Here is a 21,583-nt window from a genome sequence, read left to right as displayed (position 1 = left end):
CATGTTTTACATCAACAAAAGAACCACACCAACCGACGGCAACAACGAGAAAGCTGTTAAGGAACAACAAAAACGACAAACGGAAGACAGACTGACAGATGAACTTGCCTACATACTGAACCACGCCGCCGGCAAAAGACTGCGCTGGAAAGACAGTATCACCGACCTTATGGAAATAGTGTACACGGCATATATGTCGGGCAGCATATACGACGACAGCGGCAAACCGTGCTCTTTCAAAGAACTTGTGCACAGCACATGCCGCGCACTGCACGTAACGGAACCGTCAAATCCGCGCTCGTATATATACCGCGCACAGAACAGAAAGGGTATAAGGCAGGAGCCTTTCATAAACAGATACAGCCGCATGCTCGACAAGACGGACATCGTATATCCGCTGAGACATCGTCTCGACATGGTGTGAAAGGCGGCATATCAGGATGCGAAAGGCGGCATATCACAAGCCCAAAGGGCACCTTTCAGACGACAAGAGGTAACATAATGGTTTCCAGCGGTTTACAGATATCCACAAACACCGCCGAAAGGCAGCATGGAAGAGGGTGGGAGAGGGCACGCCGAAAGATGTATCGCATTATGTATGCACAAGTGTATCGCATAGTGTATCGCATTCGTTCTTGGAGGCAACCGATTTTTGCCATACCTTTGCAAACGAAAGCTTTCAGAAACAAAAACAATTAACCAATTCATTAACAAATTAAAAAACAACAATTATGGCAGTATTTTATAAATTGTATCAGGACAACAGAAACAACTCAAGTAAAAAAGGACATTGGTATGCAAGAGCGGTGACCACCGACACGGTAACCACCGACGACCTGGCAGACATAATGCAACGAAACTGTACGGTGAAGCGTTCGGACATTCTGGCGGTAATAAGCGAGCTTGTCGAAACGATGAAGACCGAACTGCAAAACTCGCGCCGCGTGAAACTCGACCGCTTCGGAACGTTCAAGATAGGTTTGTCGAGCAAGTCGTCGCCCACGGTGAAAGACTTCAACGCAACCAACAACGTGCGCAGCCTTCACGTGCTGTTCCAGCCGGAACTGAAGATAGACAAGAACCGCAAGCGCAACAAGCAGTTCCTTACCGGATGCAAGGTGCAGGAGCTTCCCAAGAACGATATCGTGGCGGAAGAGGAAGAGACGAAACCATGACAACGGGAAACAACCGACTTGAAAAAATAAACTGACACAAAAAGGGGATGTCTGTAAACCGCCCTTCAGGATAACACGTAAAAATAACAAACGGCAGTTACCGGCATCCCTTTATCCATTAACCTTTTAAAGAAATAAAAAATGAGCAAAATGAACAGTGAAAAATGGAAGAACGTACTTAAAATAGTAGTGGCTATTGCAACGGCTATACTCGGAGCGATAGGAGTAAATGCCACGGTGAACATGTAATTTTTTAATAAATAGATAAGGGAAGATAGAGGGAGATAGAAGTAGATAAAAGACAATACCAAATGCAGCATTTGTCCTCTATCTACCTTTTATCTCCTCATATCTTCCCTTTATCTCCTTTTAAATCACAATTATTCTTTCTCTTTGTTTTGTTCTTCACTCGGTTTGAAGTATCTTTGCAAACGCGTAACCATACATTTATTATTACGCACACACGTTATCTATAATTAAGAAACATACAAAATCATGGAATATAACTTCAGGGAAATAGAAAAGAAATGGCAACGCAAATGGGCGGAGCAGAAAACCTATATGGTGAACGAAGACAACGGCAGGAAGAAGTTCTACGTGCTCAACATGTTCCCATATCCCTCAGGAGCCGGTCTACATGTGGGGCACCCGCTCGGATACATCGCAAGCGACATCTACGCGCGCTACAAGCGTCTGCAGGGCTGCAACGTGCTCAACCCCATGGGATACGACGCCTACGGACTGCCCGCCGAGCAGTATGCCATACAGACCGGGCAGCACCCCGCCGTGACGACCGACGCCAACATCAAACGATACCGCGAGCAGCTGGACAAGATAGGCTTCTCGTTCGACTGGAGCCGCGAGATACGCACCTGCGACCCGCAATACTACAAGTGGACGCAGTGGGCGTTCATGAAGATGTTCGACAGCTACTACTGCAACGACAGCCATAAGGCACGCCCCATCAGCGAGCTTACAGAGGCTTTCGCCGCACACGGCACCGAAGGACTCAACGCCGCATGCAGCGAGGAAATGAGCTTCACGGCGGACGAGTGGAACGCCATGGACGAGAAACAACGGCAGCAGGTGCTCATGAACTACCGCATAGCCTATCTGGGCGAGACCATGGTGAACTGGTGTCCGCAGTTAGGCACGGTGCTCGCCAACGACGAGGTGGTGGACGGAGTGTCCGAGCGCGGAGGATACCCCGTGGTACAGAAGAAGATGCGCCAGTGGTGCCTCAGAGTGTCGGCATACGCACAGCGCCTGCTCGACGGACTGGACACCGTAGACTGGACAGACTCGCTCAAGGAGACGCAGCGCAACTGGATAGGACGCTCGGAGGGAACGGAAATGACGTTCCGCGTAGCCGATAGCGACATCGACTTCACAATATTCACCACGCGTGCCGACACAATATTCGGCGTGACGTTCATGGTGCTCGCACCCGAGAGCGAACTCGTCGACAAACTGACCACCGACGCACAGCGCGCCGCCGTGGACGAATATATAGCATACGTGAAGAAGCGCACCGAGCGCGAGCGCATCAGCGACCACCGCGTAACAGGCGTCTTCTCCGGCTCGTATGCCGTAAACCCCTTCACGGGCGAGAACATCCCCGTATGGATTTCGGAATACGTGCTGGCAGGATACGGCACGGGAGCCATAATGGCAGTGCCGGCGCACGACTCGCGCGACTACGCCTTCGCACGCCACTTCAATCTGCCCATAATCCCACTGATAGAGGGAGCCGACGTGAGCGAACAGAGTTTCGACGCAAAAGAGGGCACGGTGATGAACTCGCCGTGCAGCGGAGTGGAGACATTGGACGGCTTCTCGCTCAACGGACTTACCGTCAAGGAGGCAATAGCAAAGACAAAAGAGTTTGTGACATCTCACGGCATGGGACGCGTAAAGGTGAACTTCCGTCTGCGCGACGCCATATTCTCGCGCCAGCGCTATTGGGGCGAGCCGTTCCCCGTCTACTACAAAGACGGCATGCCGTACATGATACCGGAAGAGTGTCTGCCGCTCGAACTGCCCGAGGTAGACAAGTTCCTGCCCACGGAGACGGGCGAGCCGCCGCTGGGCAACGCCACACGCTGGGCGTGGGACACTGTCGGAAAGCGCGTTGTGGAGAACTCTCTCATAGACAACGTGACGGTATTCCCGCTCGAACTTAACACCATGCCGGGCTTCGCAGGCTCGTCGGCATACTATCTGCGCTACATGGACCCGCGTAACGACAGCGCTCTCGTGAGCAGCGACGCCGACAACTACTGGCAGAACGTAGACCTCTACGTGGGCGGAACGGAGCACGCAACGGGACACCTTATATATTCGCGCTTCTGGAACAAGTTCCTCTTCGACTGCGGCGTGAGCTGCATGGAAGAGCCGTTCAAGAAGCTCGTAAACCAGGGAATGATACAGGGACGCAGCAACTTCGTATACCGCATAAAGGACACGAACACATTTGTATCGCTCGGTCTTAAAGACCAACACGACACCACACCGCTGCACGTAGACGTAAACATAGTAAGCGGAGACGTGCTCGACGTAAAAGCGTTCAAGGCATGGCGCCCCGAATACAACGACGCCGAGTTCATTCTCGAAGACGGCAAGTACGTCTGCGGCTGGGCTGTTGAGAAGATGTCGAAGAGTATGTACAATGTGGTGAACCCCGACATGATAGTAGACAAGTACGGCGCCGACACGCTGCGACTGTACGAAATGTTCCTGGGACCCGTCGAGCAGAGCAAGCCTTGGGACACCAACGGCATAGACGGCTGCCACCGCTTCCTGAAGAAGTTCTGGGGACTGTTCTACGGTAGCAACAAGACAGCCGCCGCCGAACAAGACAACTGCCCGTGCATCACGAACGAACAGGCGTCGCCCGAGTCGCTCAAGAGCGTGCACAAACTCATCAAGAAGGTTACGCAGGACATCGAAAACTTCTCGTACAACACTTCCATATCGGCATTCATGATATGCGTGAACGAGCTTCAGCAGCAGAAATGCCACAACCGCACACTGCTCAATACGCTTGCCGTACTTATGGCTCCCTTCGCCCCGCACATAGCCGAAGAGCTGTGGCAGACTACGGGAGGAGAAGGCAGCGTGTGCGACGCGGCATGGCCCGCATGGGACGAGAAGTATCTTGTGGAAAGCACAGTGCAGCTCGGTGTGGCTTTCAACGGTAAGCGCCGCTTTGAAATGCAGTTTGCCGCCGACGCCGACAACAAGGCGATAGAGAGTGCCGTGCTCGCCGACGAACGCTCTGCCAAGTACACCGACGGCAAGCAGATAGTGAAAGTCATCATCGTGCCCAAACGCATGGTGAACATCGTGATAAAATAAAATGACGCGTCATGGACATAAACCAAAAGATTATCTTGAATGAGGCAAAGGACTATCTGTTCATAACCCTGGGTCTCATACTGTTCAGCTTCGGGTGGGCTGTGTTCCTCCTTCCCTATACAATAGTGACGGGAGGAGTAACCGGTATAGCAGCCATCATCTTCTATGCCACGGGCATACCCATCGAGTCGAGCTATCTTGTGATAAACATCGCACTGCTCATCGTCGCGCTGAAGATACTCGGTTTCAAGTTCATGATGAAGACCATATATGCCATCTTCGCACTTTCCTTCTTCCTGTGGGCAATGCAGAAAATGGTTGAAAATCCCGACGGCAGCTTCATACAGTTGCTCGGTCCTGGACAGGACTTCATGTCGCTGGCAATAGGTACGGGCATAACGGGCTGCTCGCTCGCCATAGTGTTCCTGCACAACGGCAGCACCGGAGGCACAGACATCATCGCCGCAATAATAAACAAGTTTCATAACTTCTCCATAGGTCAGGCACTCATCGCGCTCGATATCATCATCATAGGCAGCTGTCTGTTCATACCGGCATTCGGAGAAACCTTTGTAGAACGGTCCACAAGACTCGTATTCGGATTTCTGGCAATGGCAATAGAATGCACGGTGCTCGATTATGTGATGAACGCCCGACGCGAATCGGTGCAGTTCATGATATTTTCGAAGAAATGGCAGGAAATAGCAAACGCCATAGGAACAAAAATGGATCACGGCGTGACGATACTCGACGGTCACGGCTGGTACACCGGTCATGAGCGCAAAGTGCTGTGTATACTTGCCCGCAAGAACGAGAGCGTGATGATATTCCGCCTCATAAAGATGATAGACCCCAACGCCTTCGTAAGCCAAAGCAGCGTAATAGGAGTGTACGGAGAAGGTTTTGATTCTATAAAAGTGAAGGTGCCGAAGAAAATCAAACAAAAGAAACAACTTCAAAATGAAACTGATAGTAGCGACAAACAACAGCCATAAACTGGACGAGATACGCTCCATGCTTGATGACAGCATTTCTGTGCTGTCGCTTAACGACATAGGACTGGATGCCGACATAGAGGAAAACGGTGCCACGCTTGAGGAAAACTCGCACATCAAAGCTGCCTTCGTGGCACGCTATCTTAAACGTACGGGATACGAACATCCATATACCGTCATCGCCGATGATACAGGACTGATGGTCGAGGCGCTCAACGGCGAACCGGGAGTACACACCGCACGCTATGCCGGAGAAAACGGAGAAAGCGACAGCGAGGCAAACATGAGACTGCTGCTGAAAAACCTTGAAGGCAATGAAAACCGCAGGGCGTGTTTCTGCACCGTGATAACAATGATAGAGGAACAGGTGCCGTATCTTACAAAGATAAAGTATTTCGCCGGAAAAGTGGAAGGGACCATACTCACCGAAAAGCACGGCAGCGAGGGCTTCGGCTACGACCCCATATTCATGCCCGACGGATACGACAAGTCGTTCGCCGAGTTGGGACCGGAAATAAAGAACAGAATATCACACCGAGCAATGGCTGTAAAAGAGCTGGTTGAATATCTGTCAAAATGAAAAACGAATTGTCCATACTCATCCCATGCTACAACTGCCGGTGTGGAAAACTGGTAAACGTGTTGCACGCACTCCTCAAAAAGGAAGAGGAAAGGCACGGACGCGAAGCATTCAGGTATGAGATAATAGTTGCCGACGACGGCAGCACGGACACCGCAAGCATAGAAGAAAACAAGTATATAAATTCTCTTGACAACTGCCGGTACGTCATACGTGAAAAAAACACCGGCAGATCTGCCATACGAAACTTTCTCGCCCGGGAGGCAAAATACAAGTGGCTGTTGTTTATGGACAGCGATATGGCGGTGAATGACGACAGTTTCATAGAACGGTATCTGTCATCGGAAGGCAACGTAATAGTAGGCGGCATCAGAACGGGAGGCGACGTTTCGCTGCTCAAAAACAACATACGGTACAAATATGAAAGGGCTTCCGAGAAATGCCGAACTGCCGACCGGCGCAACATGAAATCACATAAAGAGTTCAGGACAACCAACTTTCTCATAGCCGGAGACATAATAAAGAAATATCCTTTCAATGAAGAGTTTGTCCATTATGGTTATGAAGACGTGCTGTTCGGCAAGAACCTTTATGAAAATAACATAGATATAATACACATAGACAACCCCGTAACACTCGAAGACTATGAGGAAAACGAGGTTTTCATAAACAAAACCGAAGAAGCGCTGAGAACATTGCACATGTTCGAAGACAGCATGCAGGGATACTCAACCTTATTGGACTGTGTCGGAAAGATAAACTCATACGGACTGACAACCGCCGTATCGCTGCTTTACAAGTTCGCTGGAAGAAGTATGAAGCACAATCTTTCAGGAAAAAGACCGGTCCTTTTTTTATTCAACATATATAAATTATGCTATTACATATCTTTAAAATGAAAACATTGCTCACAAACATTTTATTGCTGACCGTACTGAGCTTATCCGCCCAAAAGATAGGACAGTGGAACGCGTATATGGCATACGGCGACATAACAGACATCGAACCGGCAGGCAAAACAATATATGTATTGAGCAGTAAAGACCTCTTTTCGTATAACGTAAACGACATGAGCGTAAGTACATACAACAAGATCAACTTACTTAACGACACTGAAATATCACACATAGCATGGTGCGCCGGCGCAAAGAGATTAGCAATAATATACAGCAATCAGAACATCGACCTTCTCGACAACAGTGGAAATGTAATCAACATCAATGATTACTACAACAAGTCCATGACCGAGGACAAGACAATAAACAATATAACAATAAACGGAAATTATGCTTATCTGAGTACAGGGTTCGGTATACTGAAGGTAAACATAAAGGATGCGGAGATAAGCAACACATACAATCTGGGAATGAACATCACCGACTGCGCAATATCAGGCAACATGATATATGCGCAGACATCTTCGGGAATATACTCAGGAAACATCTCTGACAATCTTCTTGACAAAAACAACTGGCATATCACGTATGATCCTGTATCGTTCAACGACGCCAACGACATAGCCATAAGCTTCGAAAACGGCTATGCGGAATACACAGTGTACGACAATACAAACAAATGTTACTGGAGCAACCAAAGCGACGGAAAACTTCAGGGATACAAGATTGAAAGTGACAATACCAAAACAATCATTGCCAAGGACATAAATCCCGACGGTCCGAAATACAATGCTTTCGGCTTTATAAAACTTGCAGGCAATAAACTGTATACCGTGAACGGAATGGGAGAAAAAGATGCATGCATACAAATAAAGGACAACGACGAATGGACAATATACGACAATAAGTTTGCCGAAAACTTAGATCACAGATATGTGGGACACTACAGCATAGACGTCGATCCGACAGATCCGGGACATGTAATGGTAGGCGGACAAACCGGACTTTATGAGTTTAAAGACGGAAAAAACATCAATTCGTTCACAAACGACAACAGCCCTCTCAAGACAGCCACAACAGTAACCAATAATGACAAGAACTATGTGGTAGTTCCGAGCGTAATGTTCGACAACGAAGGAAATCTCTGGTGTCTCAACAGTATAAGCCCGTCAACATCCATTTTGGAATATACAAAGGAAAAGAAATGGATATCCCACCATAAAAAAGAACTCATGGTGAATGGAAATCATTCGTTCGACGACATGAGAAACATGATGACAGGCAGCAACGGTCTTACATGGTTTGTAAACAATTTTTATGTAAAGCCGTCCCTTGTATGCTATCAAATGTCTACCGACGCCATAGTAGTATACGACAATTTTACCAACCAGGACGGTTCGGCACTTACCATTAGTGAAGGCGTGAGATGTCTTGCCGAAGACAAAAACGGAAACATTTGGGTAGGTACAAGCGCAGGTCCGGTAATGCTCGAAGCCAAAGATATTGGAAAGAGCGCATACGAAGTGACATTCAACCAAATAAAGGTGCCGCGTAATGACGGCACCAATTATGCCGATTATCTGCTCAGCGGTATCGACATAACGGCAATGGTCGTAGACGGAGGAAACCGCAAATGGTTCGGCACCAACGGCAACGGAGTGTATCTGATAAGCGAGGACAACATGGAACAGATACACCATTTCACCACCGACAACAGTCCGCTATTGTCAAACAACATCATGTCCATTGCCATAAACAATGACACCGGAGAGATTTTCTTCGGTACTGACAAAGGACTGTGCTCGTATATGAACGATGCCACGACGCCAAACGAGAATATGGACAAAGATAACGTGTATGCCTATCCCAATCCCGTAGAACCGGGATACAGCGGATTTATAACCGTCACAGGACTTAGTCACAATGCCGATGTGAAGATCGTTACCGTCAACGGAACTCTCGTTGCAGAAGGACACAGCAACGGAGGAACATTCATATGGGACGGCAACGACCTCAAAGGAAAGCGCGTGGCAAGCGGCATATATATGGTTCAGACAGCAACAGCAGACGGAGGTAAAGGTACGGTATGCAAGATAGCCGTAGTAAACTAAATGACAAACATCATGAAAGATTACATATACAAACATCCAGCACTGTCGTTCATCCTCATAACCATGCTGTTCATGCTGTGGGGAAAACTTATGATACTGCCTACGTTTGATGACTGGAACACACTTTCGTCACCAAACTACGACCCTGATTTTCTTAAATATATCATGCCCTACGGCTATATATGGCGACCTTTCGATGCCATAATGGGATATATTGTGGCAATAGACTATCGCCTGTTTCCAAAGCTCAACCACCTCATAATATTCGCCGGTCATATAACAAACGTTTTCCTTTTATATAAAATATGTAAAAAAGTAGGATTCGGCAAAGCTGCCGCCAACATAGCCGCAATATATTTCTATATTTCGCCTTGCATGCTTGCAACCGTTTTCAGTTGCGACTCTCTCAATCAAACCTACTCACAACTGTGGGGACTTGCCGCCATACTGTCATATTTGTCACTAAGAGGAAAAGCAAGATATACGGTGTGGTTCGTTACCATATTCATAGCGGCACTGGCAAAAGACAACGGCATTGCATTTGCCGTGATACCACCCGTCGTGGCGTTCGCATTCGGAATGGCAGACAGGAAGACACTTGTACGCCACTTTATGTTCGGCATCTTCATTACCGTAGTATATGCGGTGATACGCCTGTCGCTGCCTTCAACATACATAGAAAACCCCGATTACTCCACATTCGACCCCAACCGCAAGTTCAAGGAGATAGCAATGCTCTTCGGCTATTCGCTGTCTGCAACCGACTATATAAGTCTGCTGCACGCTCCGAGCCGCAACTTCATATTGGCGGCAACGACATTCATAACATCGTTCCCGTTCATATACCTCACACTGATAAGAAACATAAAGATATGGAAAGACAAGACTTTCCTTCTCATCATTGTGTGTGCATTCATAGCCCTGTCGCCAAATCTGCTTATATCTCTTTCTATAATGAACACATATGCAGGTCTTGCAATGGTGTCCATGCTCATAGGATATGCCGTGGAAAAAAACAAGTGCAAAGAAAAAACACTCAATACGGCATTCATACTCTATGTTCTCACCGCCCTTGTCGTCGATGTTCACCACTGGTACATGTCATATACCACATCGCTGACGGGCAAGGAAATGGCTGTCAGGGCTATAGAAAAAACGGGCAGTCCGATAGACAAAGTATATGTGATAATAATAGAAGACGATTATCCGCGCTTCTCATCATTCTGTGTAGTGCCGAGCGATGCCTTTGGGTGGGGTATGGCTACACAACATGAAAACGGATATAAGTGGCCCAAGGAAATATGCGACACCATTATAGCAAGAAAAGACAGTGCACAGACAGACGTGATAAGAGAAAGAGCGTTTGACAAAGGATTCGAATGTGTATGGACGGTAAACAGAAAAGAAGTAAACGTTGCAAGGAAATGAAAAAAATATCCATAATAATACCATGCTATAACGAACAGGACAACATAGGCACACTGTATGACGCCCTTAGCAAGATTATGGACGGAAATGACGGATACTCGTGGAATGTGCTGCTTATAAATGACGGAAGCATAGACAACACGCTGCACGAGATAAAGAGAATAAGAAACAAAGACAAGAGAATAGGATACATAGACTTGTCACGCAATTTCGGAAAGGAGAATGCCATGCTTGCCGGATTTGACAACGTCAGCGGCGACTGTGCCATAATAATGGATGCCGACATGCAGCACCCTCCTCACGTGATACCGGAAATGATAAAGCTCTGGGAAGAGGGCTTCGATGATGTATATGCAGAAAGAGAAAGCCGTGGAAAAGAAAGTTTTATGAGAAAGCATCTTTCTCTTCTTTATTATAAAATCCTTGAAAAGACGGCGCGCATGGACGTTCTTCCCAACGTGGGAGACTTCCGCCTGCTCGACCGCAAATGTATCGAGTCTGTGAAGAAACTGCGCGAGACGCAAAGATATACAAAGGGACTTTTCTGTTGGATAGGATTCAGAAAAGGCAAAGTTACATTCAGACAGGGTGACAGAAATGAAGGCAAGTCATCTTTCAGCTATTTTAAACTCTTCAACCTGGCAATAGAGGGAATAACGTCATATACCACGGCACCGCTCCGTATATCGACGATAATGGGCATACTGGTATCGTTTCTCACAATCATATACATGTTCTATGTCTTCATCAAGACAATTTTGATAGGTGAACCGGTACAGGGATTTCCCACAATCATCATTATCGTACTGTTTCTCGGAGGCATACAACTGCTGTCACTCGGAATTATTGGCGAATATCTTGGGAGAGTATTCTACGAGACAAAGAACAGACCTGTATACCTTATAGCCGAAAAAGAATGTCCGGAATAAAAAGTACTATCTTTATCACATCATTTTATTTATTATCATAAAGTGATTATCATAAAATGATAAAAAAGTCTGTAAGCAACTACCGTTATGACATGTAATATGCTTACAGACTTTTATATTTTAATATTGAAATCAGCTCAATTCCAACATCCTTTCAATGCTCTTGACAGCTTCGCGTGCCACATCCTCCGGAACATCTACCGAGGGCCACTCGTATTTAAGGCAGTTGTAAACCTTGTTCAGTGTATTCATCTTCATATACTCACACTCGTTGCACGAACACCCCACAGAACCCTCGGAAATTTCGGGCGGCACGGCAATAAACTCCGTTTCGGGACATTTGCGCTGCATCTCGTGCAATATTCCCGCCTCGGTGGCTACAATATACCTACCAGATGAATTCTCCGTCGCATACTTAAGAAGAACAGCTGTAGAACCTATCACATCGGCAACGGCAAGCACCGGTCCCTTGCATTCGGGGTGTGCAAGAACCTTTGCGTCGGGATTTTCCTTTTTCAGCTTTACGATGGCGTCTACGGAAAAACGCTCGTGGACGTGACAGCCTCCGTTCCACAACAGCATGTTACGCCCCGTGACACTGTTTATATAAGAACCGAGGTTGTAGTCGGGACCGAAAATTATCTTCTCGTCCTGTGGAAAAGTGTCTATTATCTTCTTTGCGTTTCCGCTTGTCACGACCACATCCGTAATGGCTTTCACGGCAGCTGTCGTGTTGACATAACTCACTACTTTGTATCCCGGATGCTCGTCTTTATACTTCTTAAGATCTTCAGCCCGGCAAGAGTCTGCCAAGGAACATCCGGCGTTGAGGTCGGGACACAGAACAAGTTTGTCGGGACACAAAATTTTACATGTCTCTGCCATGAAGTGCACGCCGCACATCACTATAATCTGCGCGTCGGTCTGTGCCGCTTTCTGTGCCAGTGCCAGCGAGTCGCCGATGAAGTCGGCAACATCCTGTATTTCCTTTCTTGTATAGTAATGTGCCATTATCACGGCATCCTTTTCCCGACACATTCGTCTTATCTCTCCGGCAAGGTCTGCCGTATCATTTGTCTTCTCGTCGATGTATCCTTTTTCAAACCACTCTTTATCCACATTCATATTATTATTATCCTTCCTTTTATTTTTCTTTTAAAAAAGATATTTTGTAGTATGATGTGCCGTGGATTTGTTGATAAGTTTACACCATTAAATTTTGCTGTTTCATTATCAACCTTTTACCATGCGTTATAAACACCTTATACTAATATTTATATACTGTAAATCAGTGTATAATACGTTTTATCCACAATGCCGCACTATCGTTGCAAAGTTAATAAGTTTATATCTTTTTTCATTGGAAATCGGTGGAAAACTTCTTAAAAATGTTTTTATAACCTTGTGGATATCCACTATGGCATAATGTCTTGTTTTGTATATGTTGATAACTTATAACTTATCAACATTGTTTTCCAAGGTTTTATACACAGTTTTCCACATTCTTTGTTTATTGTTTTTTTGTTGTTTCAGAATTATATTGATTTTACGTTTTTCCAAAAGACCGTCTTTTGCATCTTGATATGCCACCTTTTGGAGTGCGAAAGGTGCTCTTTTAGAATGCAAAAGGTCGTCTTTTATTTTCTTTTTATATCCTCCTATATCTTTCCTTTATCTCCTTTTTAAAATCAAAAGTTTTGCCTTTTCAGGGAAAAAAGTTAACTTTGCATGTTGACTTAGCCCGTTTTCAGGGTATGAAAAGTACTTAAAGACACCTATTTATATATGGCTGCCAAAGAAAAAGGACTGACACCGATGATGCAGCAGTTTTTCTCGTTCAAGGCTGAACACCCTGATGCGATACTGCTGTTCCGTTGCGGTGACTTCTATGAAACTTATTGTGAGGATGCCGTAGACGCAAGTCGAATACTCGGCATAACACTTACGAGACGAAATAATACCGCGGGAAAGAAAACCACCGAAATGGCGGGGTTTCCGCATCATGCCCTTGATACCTATCTGCCAAAACTTGTTAGAGCAGGCAGGAGGGTGGCTGTGTGCGATCAGTTGGAAGACCCGAAACTTACAAAAAAGCTTGTAAAAAGGGGAATAACCGAACTTGTCACACCGGGTGTTGCCATAAGCGACAATGTGCTGAACTATAAGGAAAACAACTTTCTTGCAGCCATACACTTTGGCAAAGGTTCGTGTGGGGTGTCTTTTCTCGATATTTCTACCGGTGAGTTCATTACCGACGAAGGTTCGTACGACTATATAGAAAAACTTCTTACTAACTTTTCGCCCAAGGAAGTGCTTTTTGAAAGAGGCAGGCGCAACGACTTCTGTCGATTTTTCGGCACGCGGTTCTTTACCTTTGAAATGGAAGAGTGGGCGTTTACGGAGCAGACGGCACGCCGAAAACTACTTCGTCATTTCGGTGTGAAAAACCTCAAGGGTTTCGGTGTGGATCATCTTCATAGCGGCATCACGGCAGCCGGAGCAATATTGCAGTATCTCGAACTGACTCTCCATACACAGATAGGACATATAACATCGCTCTCGCGCATAGAGGAAGAGCGGTATGTAAGGCTTGACAAGTTTACCATACATTCGCTCGAGTTGCTTTATTCCATGCAGGATGGCGGTACATCGCTGCTCGACGTTATAGACCGCACGGTGTCGCCTATGGGTGCCCGGCTGTTGAAGCGGTGGATGGTATTTCCTATAAAAGACGAGAAAATAATAAACGACAGGCTCGATGTGGTGGAATATTTTTTCCGCAACACGAATTTCAGAGAACTTGTAGACGAGCATCTTGGCAAGATAGGCGACCTTGAACGCATCGTTTCAAAAGTTGCGTCACACCGTGTGTCACCGCGCGATGTTGTACAGCTTATGGTGTCGTTGCGGGCGATAGAACCTATAAAGAACGCATGTATGGAAGCCGGTTATGCTGTCCTGCACGACATGGGTATGAAGATAGGTTTGTGTGCCGAACTTCGCGACCGTATATCCCGTGAGATAGAAAACGACCCGCCGATGCTCGTGAGCAAGGGGCATGTGATAAGAAGCGGCGTGAACAGCGAGCTTGACGAGCTTCGCAACATTGCCTACAGCGGCAAGGACTATCTTCTGAAAATACAGGAGCGCGAGATAGAGCAGACCGGTATAGCAAGTCTCAAGATAGGATACAACAACGTTTTCGGCTATTATCTTGAGGTGCGAAACATATATAAGGACAAGGTTCCGGATGAATGGGTGCGAAAACAGACGCTTGCCAATGCCGAGCGGTATATCACGCAGGAGCTTAAAGAGTATGAAGAGAAAATTCTCGGTGCCGAAGACCGCATATTGCAAATAGAGACAAGGCTGTTCAACGATTTTGTTACGGACATGCAGGTGTATTTGCACGAGATACAGGAAAATGCCTCTGTGATAGCCCGTCTCGACTGTCTTATGTCTTTTGCCAAAACAGCCGTAGAACATTCTTATGTGCGTCCGGTGATAAGCGGCACGGATACCGCATTGGACATCAAAGGCGGCAGACATCCGGTGATAGAGACACAGCTGCCCATGGGCGAGGAATATGTGCCCAACGACATATATATAGACACCGTGGAGCAGCAGATAATGATAATAACGGGTCCTAATATGGCTGGTAAATCGGCTCTTCTGCGCCAGACGGCACTTATCGTGCTGCTTGCACAGATAGGCTGTTTCGTACCTGCCGACAGTGCCCATGTGGGTATGGTGGACAAGATATTCACGCGTGTAGGTGCATCGGACAACATTTCCTTGGGCGAGTCTACGTTCATGGTGGAGATGACCGAGGCAGCGAATATCCTCAACAATGTTACCGAACGCAGTCTTGTACTTTTCGATGAACTCGGCAGGGGTACGTCCACTTATGACGGCATATCCATTGCCTGGGCTATAGTAGAATATTTGCACGAAAATCCTAAGGCGCATGCCCGCACACTGTTTGCCACCCACTATCACGAGCTGAACGAGATGGAGAAGAATTTCGGACGGATAAAAAATTACAATGTATCGGTGAAAGAGGTTGGCAACAAGGTTGTTTTTGTGCGTAAGCTGGAGCGTGGCGGTTCCGAACACTCGTTCGGTATTCATGTGGCACAGATAGCCGGAATGCCGAAAAGCATCGTAAACCGTGCTAACAGCATATTGAAGCAGCTTGAAAATGAGAATGCCGGTGGTGGTAGGGTAGACCGTCCTGCCGTGGAGAACTTAAAGAAGGGCAGCGAAGACACTCAATTGAACTTTTTCCAGCTTGACGATCCGGTGCTTTGTCAGGTGCGCGACGAGATACTCGGTCTGGACATAAATAACCTTACTCCGGTTGAAGCGCTGAACAAGTTGAATGAGATTAAGAAAATAGTAAACAACAGTTGATATTTTATAATTTATAATTCATAATTTATAATGACGTAGATGTCATAGCACCTAATTACAAATTATGAATTATAAATTATAAATTGATTAAACTTGTCTTTGTATCCGTTGAATACGTTTATGTCTACATCTCCGTGAATACCTTTTACCCTGCCGTCCGGACTGAGCTGCCAAAATATCAGTTTCACGTCGGGTTTGTATTCTCCGTATCGTGCTATCCATATCGGATAGTCATTTTTTATGTCGGATGCAAGAGGCAGATACTTGTTTACAAACTGCTGGCTTACGTAAAGTATGGGGCGCTTTCCTGTCGCCTTTTTTACCGTCTGCATCCATGTGCGTATCATCCTGAACATCACTTCCGTGCCTCCGGCTTTCCGTATCTGACTTTCCGTGGGTTCGACATCGAGCATGGGAGGAAGATCGCCTTTGCCGAAACGGGAGTTGCGGAGAAAGTGACGTGCCTGTTTTGCGGCACTGCTTTTGAGCGAGAAGAAGTGGTATGAGCCGCAGTGTATGCCATGACGGCGCGCCTGTGCATGGTCATACAGGTAGTACTTGTTGCGAACGGTGGTGCCTTCGGTCGACTTAATGTATACAAACGATATCGGATAGTCCACTCTTCCGCTTATTCTCTTCTTGCTGAGACTCCCGAGATGGGTTATGCGCATTGCGTTCCAGTTTATCCGATATTTCTTTTTGCCTTTTTCGTGCTGATGCCTTGAAATGTCTATACCATATATACGTTCTGTGGTATAGGTCAGTTGTTCGCCCTTGTACGTGTCTTTTTTCCATTCTCCGGCTTTTATTCTGCCTGTCTTGTCCGTGCCTATGCCGAAACCGCTGCGCTTGTCTTTCAACCAGTTTCCGTTGTAGTATTTGCCTTTCGGACCTTCCATTATGCCGTGACCGCTTGCAAGGAAGGTGCTGTCAAACTCGCCGGTGTATGTCCCGATACTGTCTGTGCGCGTTCCGCTTACCATTTTCCCGTTGTTCCACAATCCCTGTATCGTCCGTCCCGTGCTGTCGGTCACCGTTCCGTGTCCGTGTCTTTTGCCACCTTTCCATTCACCGCTGTATACTGTCTTTCTCTTGTATTCCATCACGCCGAAACCGTGATATTTTCCGTTCAGCGTGTCGCCACGGTATATGGTGTCGCCGCGGACAATCGTGACTGTATGTCCCGCGTGTCCCGTGCAGCAGACAGCTATTGCCGTAAATATTGTGATGATTATCGATGACAGTGCTTTCATTGTCTTTTGCTGTTGTCAGTGTCTTTCTTTTTCTTTACGTCCAATATGCGTCCATCCTTGCTTATGCCAAGGAAAAATCCGTATTTGCTGAATACCGGAGAGCCGTTGGGTACGAGCAGATGAGGCATATTGTGTTTTCCGGCATCGGCAGCGTGTCCTCCCGAAATCATCGTCCTTGCCTTCTCTGGGCTAAAACCGCGTGTGCCCGTGCCACATATTCCGGCTGCAAAGACGGTGTCGCAAGTCGCGGCATGAAGTCTTATAACTCTGTTTATATATATTGCCGCGGCATCAGACGGCACTTTTCTGTCTTTTGTCTGTACGGTTATGAAGCCATGCGTGTATTTTTCACCGGTCTCAAGACATGCGGTTCTTGATGTTTTCTTTCCTGTTCCGGGAGTTATGAGATTGTAAGTTGTATGGCGTTTTATTGCCGTATGTTTGGCGTCGAGAGCCTTTTCGAGTATCGCTATAAGTCTTTCGGTCTTTTTCTTCTCCGCCTGTATCCTCACGGCATATTCCGCCATTGAGTTGAAACCGTCGTCCTGCACGCTGTGTGTGCCGAGATAATAGTCCAGTTCTGCCGCCTTGTCGGCTTTTCTCCTGAGTATCCTGTGCTGCCTTTCCGTTTCTTTCTTGATACACTCGTGTATGCGGCTGTTCACTATGAGCACCATGCTGTCAGCTTGTGGGTTGCAGTCGGGCACGAGTATGCGCCCACGGCACGACGGCATAAGCGGCATGTCGTTTACCCAGCATCCTTCGGTGAGCACTGTTGTGACGGCTTTTCCGCTGTCCATAGGCAATATTTCTTGGAATGAAAGACTGTCGCCTATTTCCTTGAAATAAACCATCGGTTTTCCGTCTGCTTCTATACTGTAGCCGTAGGTTTGTTCTACGAGTGTTGCCGTGCCTGTCATTCCGTTGTCGGAGAACGGAAACAGTGTTGCAGCGAGCATAAAAAATGCTATCGCCACCGGTATTAACGGCAGCGATAGCAGTATTTTACGTGTTTTGTCTTTACTCATCAGTCTATTTCTTCGTCCGCCTCGTATCCGCCCATCTCGCGTATGGCGTTTTTCAGTATGGTGTATTGCTGGAACAGGTCGTTCACCGGACAATGTCCGTCATCGTGCATCGGACTCTTCAGATAGAACGACAGCCACGTCTGTATTCCGCTTTTTCCGGCACGCAATGCGAGGTCGCCGAACAGCGCAAGATCGAGTAGCAGCGGTGCGGCAAGTATCGAGTCGCGGCACAGAAAGTCCACCTTTATCTGCATGGGATAGCCCATCCAGCCGAATATGTCGATGTTGTCCCAGCCTTCCTTGTCGTCATTGCGCGGCGGATAATAGTTTATGCGCACCTTGTGGAATATGTCGCTGTACAGATCGGGATACTCGTCGCCTTTCAATATGGTGTCTATCACGCCCAGTTTGCTAACCTCTTTTGTCTTGAAGTTTTCCGGTACGTCGAGTACCAGACCGTCGCGGTTGCCCAGAATGTTGGTGGAGAACCAGCCGTTTACACCAAGCATGCGTGTACGGAAAGCAGCTGCCAATACAGTCTTCATCATTGTCTGTCCGGTCTTGAAGTCCTTTCCTGCAATCGGTACGTTTTCTTTCTCGGCGAACTGCCACATTGCCGGTATGTCGATACATGTGTTCGGTGCTCCCATTATGAACGGTGCTCCTTCGGCAATTGCCGCGTATGCGTAGCACATGGAAGGTGATATGTGGCTGCGGTCGTCGGCTTTCATTGCCGCCTCGAATGTTTCGATGCTGTCATGAACTTCACTGTCGCGCGGTATATAAATCTCTGTCGAAGCCGCCCATACCACTACCACGCGGTCGCATCCGTTTTCCTGTTTGAACCGTTGTATGTCCTCGCGCACCTGCCGGGTCAGTTCCCAGCGTGTCGCCTTTGTGTCTTTGGTCCATGTCCCGTCGAGTGCCTTTACGTAATCAGGATCGTATACACCTTTCATGGGTGTTATTTTTTCAAGCTCTTCCTTTACCGGATAGATGTCGCGATCCCTCAATACCTCTGCCTTCATAGAGCTTTCAAAGGCATTGTCGGGAATTATGTCCCATGCCCCGAGCACCACATCGTCGAGCGAAGGCATCGAAACTATTTCCGAAATGCTTTTGTATGCGGCATCGTCACCTTTGCCTACGCGTATTTTGGCAAGCTGTGTTATGGAGCCTACCGGCTTTCCGAGTCCCTTACGTATCATCAGCACACCGGTGATAAAAGTCGAGCTGACAGCTCCAAGCCCGACGCATAATATGCCTAATTTGCCCTCTGCGGGCTTAACATTTGTATTTTTCATATTCAGCATTTTAAATTTCATTTTAGTATATCAGCCTTTATAAGCAGATATTGTATTATGCAAAGATAATATAAGCCGAACGCAATCAAACTTGTTTGTAATTGCCGAGGCACAGTTTATCTTATGCAAAGATAATAATATACGGCTTATAAAAGAAAAGAAACAGTTTGTTTTTGTATTATTTTTCAGTAATTTATATACAATGGGATTGTATTTTGTTTTGTAATTTTGCAACGTGAAGTTACGAAAAGAGTGTAATTTATTGGAAATGAGCGTAGGTTAATTGCTCTTGATAGTAATAGGTTACGATTTAGTTAGTTATCTACTGCATTATCCTTCTGCGCGTTGCGTAACCTTCAAAGAACTCTTCGTATGCAAAAGTAGCTATTTAATTCGAGATTTTGATATAAACTCCCGTTTTTTATCCCCTCATTCATAAGAATTTTCCGTAAAAGCGGTATTGTCCGTCGGCACACCATTGCCCAAAACGAGTTTGGAACAAACGTGTGCCGACTACCGCATAGCTGGAGAAAAGGGCATTGCCTCACGCCTAAACGATGTTTAGACAGATGAAGCAATGCCCCTTTCTTTTGCGCCTATGCCAAGAGGTGCTTTTACGGGTTTTCAAATGATTTTTCTTTTTTCGCTGTCTCTTTTGCCGGAAGCGGAAAGTGAATGCAGAGTGTGTCAGCCTGCCCCATGAATGAAACAGGCGCCCACACACAGCCGGACAAACCGGGAAGAATGATTGTTGCCACCCGGCTGAACAAGTTCCGTCGGATCGGAAACAATCATACTTCCTTTGTTGTGGTTTGCCCTTTTCACGCTTCCGGTGATGTCTTTTTCCTTTTGGTGATTCTTTTTTTTACGGATTTTCCCCTGAAGTTTTTTTCTACACAATCTGCCTCTGTTTTCGTTTACCTCCATTTTGCGCCTTTCAGTAAGCCGCATCAGTCAGTCATTTTCGTTCTGGGCGCAAAGGTAATTCCGGGATTGGACGGGAAAGCAAGGTCAAGCCTCCTGTTTTCGGTAAAAATCTCCAGCCCTGCGGGTAGTATTTTGACCGAAAAACCTTGCATTCCCTAATCCCTACCTTTTCAAGCACCCGAAACGAAAACGACCGATGCGACAGAAAGACGCATAAAAAAAATGTCGGATAAACGAGAGGCAGATAAGATAGTTTGAAACTCAACTCCCTCAGCTCTTGAATCCGCATTAAAAACAAAAAAATCAAAAACAGCGAAGATATGACGGCAACGGCAAATTTCAGACAAATGGCGCAACACATCGGGTTGGCGATATGCGGCTTGATGATGCGCACCGCCTTCGGGGTGTTCGGCATCCTTTGGGGCATCATCAGAGAGATTGTAAACGGAGTGTTCCGAGTGGCGATAGGTGTAATCGTGGCTATCCTTTCCACCATTGCCTTCTTTGGCTTCATCCTTTGGTTATTCACCCTTTAACCCTTACCGACATGGCAAAAAGAAACAGCAAGACGGCAGCGCAGCAGTGCAGATATTACGAGGTGGACAACATCTTCGTGTATATGGTGGAAACGTACATCAACGGCAATTTTGAAACTTTCCGAAGATTGTACCACGAACTGAACAAGGACGCACGGAGGGATTTCATGGACTTCCTTCTCAGCGAGGTAGAGCCGACCTATTGGAGAGAGATACTGAAACAGATAATCTAAAAATGACAGCGATATGAAAGGAACAGACCATTTCAAGAGAACGATATATATGTACTTGGAACAGCGTGCGGAGGAAGATGCGCTATTTGCAAAGAAGTACCGCAACCCTGCCAAGAACATGGACGAGTGCGTGACCCACATTCTGAACTATGTGCAGAAAAGCGGTTGCAACGGTTTCACGGACGGAGAGATATTCGGGCAAGCCATCCACTACTATGAGGAAAACGAGATAGAGGTGGGCAAACCGATGGACTGCCAAGTGGTTGTGAACCACGTTGTGAAACTCACGGCAGAGGAAAAGGCGGAGGCACGTCAGAACGCTGTCCGCAAATACCAAGAGGAGGAACTCCGCAAGTTGCAGAACCGCCACAGACCGTCAGCGAGAAAAGAAAACCAACCCCAACCCTCATTATTTGAT

The 21,583-nt window shown here is 46.8% G+C and carries 19 protein-coding genes; 15 read left to right on the top strand and 4 right to left on the bottom strand.

The annotated features are described in order from the left end of the window. The first annotated feature begins 1 nt into the window (after position 1). The 10 genes from HPS54_RS00095 (at position 2) to HPS54_RS00050 (ending at position 11,471) form a co-directional block, all read left to right on the top strand. Positions 2-424, top strand: coding sequence for a hypothetical protein (locus HPS54_RS00095; RefSeq protein ID WP_172343466.1), 423 nt, complete (start codon positions 2-4; stop codon positions 422-424). Positions 425-731: 307 nt separating this feature from the next. Further along, complete coding sequence (locus tag HPS54_RS00090; protein ID WP_172343465.1) at positions 732-1,175, top strand: HU family DNA-binding protein; 444 nt, start codon at positions 732-734, stop codon at positions 1,173-1,175. A gap of 150 nt (positions 1,176-1,325) precedes the next feature. Beyond that, positions 1,326-1,424 (top strand): smalltalk protein, encoded by a 99-nt coding sequence (locus tag HPS54_RS00085; protein ID WP_172343464.1) that lies wholly within the window; start codon positions 1,326-1,328, stop codon positions 1,422-1,424. A gap of 246 nt (positions 1,425-1,670) precedes the next feature. After that, entirely contained in the window at positions 1,671-4,532 is a 2,862-nt protein-coding gene (gene leuS, locus HPS54_RS00080; protein ID WP_172343463.1) for a leucine--tRNA ligase, read from the top strand. An 11-nt stretch (positions 4,533-4,543) separates the two neighbouring features. Beyond that, entirely contained in the window at positions 4,544-5,527 is a 984-nt protein-coding gene (locus tag HPS54_RS00075) for a YitT family protein (protein ID WP_172343462.1), read from the top strand. Then, positions 5,493-6,107 (top strand): RdgB/HAM1 family non-canonical purine NTP pyrophosphatase, encoded by a 615-nt coding sequence (rdgB, locus tag HPS54_RS00070; protein ID WP_172343461.1) that lies wholly within the window; start codon positions 5,493-5,495, stop codon positions 6,105-6,107. The genes HPS54_RS00075 and rdgB overlap by 35 nt, the downstream gene beginning before the upstream one ends. Further along, on the top strand, positions 6,104-7,006 hold the full coding sequence (locus tag HPS54_RS00065; RefSeq protein ID WP_172343460.1) for a glycosyltransferase family 2 protein: 903 nt from the start codon (positions 6,104-6,106) through the stop codon (positions 7,004-7,006). Before rdgB ends, HPS54_RS00065 begins: the two co-directional genes overlap by 4 nt. Beyond that, a complete protein-coding gene (gene porZ, locus HPS54_RS00060) occupies positions 7,003-9,114 on the top strand; it encodes a type IX secretion system anionic LPS delivery protein PorZ (protein ID WP_172343459.1) in 2,112 nt (703 codons plus the stop codon). Before HPS54_RS00065 ends, porZ begins: the two co-directional genes overlap by 4 nt. Before the next feature lie 12 nt (positions 9,115-9,126). After that, positions 9,127-10,542: a hypothetical protein gene (locus tag HPS54_RS00055; protein WP_172343458.1), complete on the top strand. Its 1,416-nt coding sequence runs from the start codon at positions 9,127-9,129 to the stop codon at positions 10,540-10,542. Next, positions 10,539-11,471, top strand: a complete 933-nt coding sequence (locus HPS54_RS00050) for a glycosyltransferase family 2 protein (RefSeq protein WP_172343457.1) — start codon at positions 10,539-10,541, stop codon at positions 11,469-11,471. The genes HPS54_RS00055 and HPS54_RS00050 overlap by 4 nt, the downstream gene beginning before the upstream one ends. Positions 11,472-11,603: 132 nt before the next feature. Here the strand turns inward: HPS54_RS00050 and nadA are convergent, their stop codons facing one another. Beyond that, positions 11,604-12,596 (bottom strand): quinolinate synthase NadA, encoded by a 993-nt coding sequence (gene nadA / locus HPS54_RS00045; RefSeq protein WP_172343456.1) that lies wholly within the window; start codon positions 12,594-12,596, stop codon positions 11,604-11,606. 660 nt (positions 12,597-13,256) lie between these two features. Between nadA and mutS the strand changes: the two genes are divergently transcribed. Beyond that, a complete protein-coding gene (gene mutS, locus HPS54_RS00040) occupies positions 13,257-15,884 on the top strand; it encodes a DNA mismatch repair protein MutS (RefSeq protein ID WP_172343455.1) in 2,628 nt (875 codons plus the stop codon). Positions 15,885-15,946: 62 nt separating this feature from the next. Here the strand turns inward: mutS and HPS54_RS00035 are convergent, their stop codons facing one another. Genes HPS54_RS00035 through HPS54_RS00025 form a run of 3 tightly spaced genes read right to left on the bottom strand, consistent with a single transcriptional unit; the run spans position 15,947 to position 19,469 of the window. Then, a complete protein-coding gene (locus tag HPS54_RS00035; protein WP_172343454.1) occupies positions 15,947-17,137 on the bottom strand; it encodes a GH25 family lysozyme in 1,191 nt (396 codons plus the stop codon). Beyond that, positions 17,134-18,165, bottom strand: coding sequence for a hypothetical protein (locus HPS54_RS00030; RefSeq protein ID WP_172343453.1), 1,032 nt, complete (start codon positions 18,163-18,165; stop codon positions 17,134-17,136). The genes HPS54_RS00035 and HPS54_RS00030 overlap by 4 nt, the downstream gene beginning before the upstream one ends. After that, positions 18,165-19,469, bottom strand: a complete 1,305-nt coding sequence (locus HPS54_RS00025) for an inositol-3-phosphate synthase (RefSeq protein ID WP_172343452.1) — start codon at positions 19,467-19,469, stop codon at positions 18,165-18,167. The genes HPS54_RS00030 and HPS54_RS00025 overlap by 1 nt, the downstream gene beginning before the upstream one ends. Positions 19,470-20,168: 699 nt before the next feature. Here HPS54_RS00025 and HPS54_RS00020 point away from each other — a divergent pair. From HPS54_RS00020 to HPS54_RS00005, 4 genes are all read left to right on the top strand, one after another. After that, positions 20,169-20,555, top strand: a complete 387-nt coding sequence (locus HPS54_RS00020; RefSeq protein ID WP_009126113.1) for a hypothetical protein — start codon at positions 20,169-20,171, stop codon at positions 20,553-20,555. Between the two features lie 161 nt (positions 20,556-20,716). Continuing rightward, positions 20,717-20,932 (top strand): hypothetical protein, encoded by a 216-nt coding sequence (locus tag HPS54_RS00015; protein WP_004291535.1) that lies wholly within the window; start codon positions 20,717-20,719, stop codon positions 20,930-20,932. 11 nt (positions 20,933-20,943) lie between these two features. Beyond that, positions 20,944-21,165: a hypothetical protein gene (locus HPS54_RS00010; protein ID WP_004291534.1), complete on the top strand. Its 222-nt coding sequence runs from the start codon at positions 20,944-20,946 to the stop codon at positions 21,163-21,165. Positions 21,166-21,178: 13 nt separating this feature from the next. Next, on the top strand, positions 21,179-21,583 hold a 405-nt coding region (locus tag HPS54_RS00005), incomplete at its 3' end, for a PcfK-like family protein (protein WP_172343451.1).

The organism is Xylanibacter caecicola (genome assembly GCF_013166515.1).
Taxonomy (GTDB): Bacteria; Bacteroidota; Bacteroidia; order Bacteroidales; family Bacteroidaceae; genus Prevotella; species Prevotella caecicola.
Note: the sequence above shows the minus strand (reverse complement) of the source record. Positions and strands in the feature narration are given on the sequence as shown.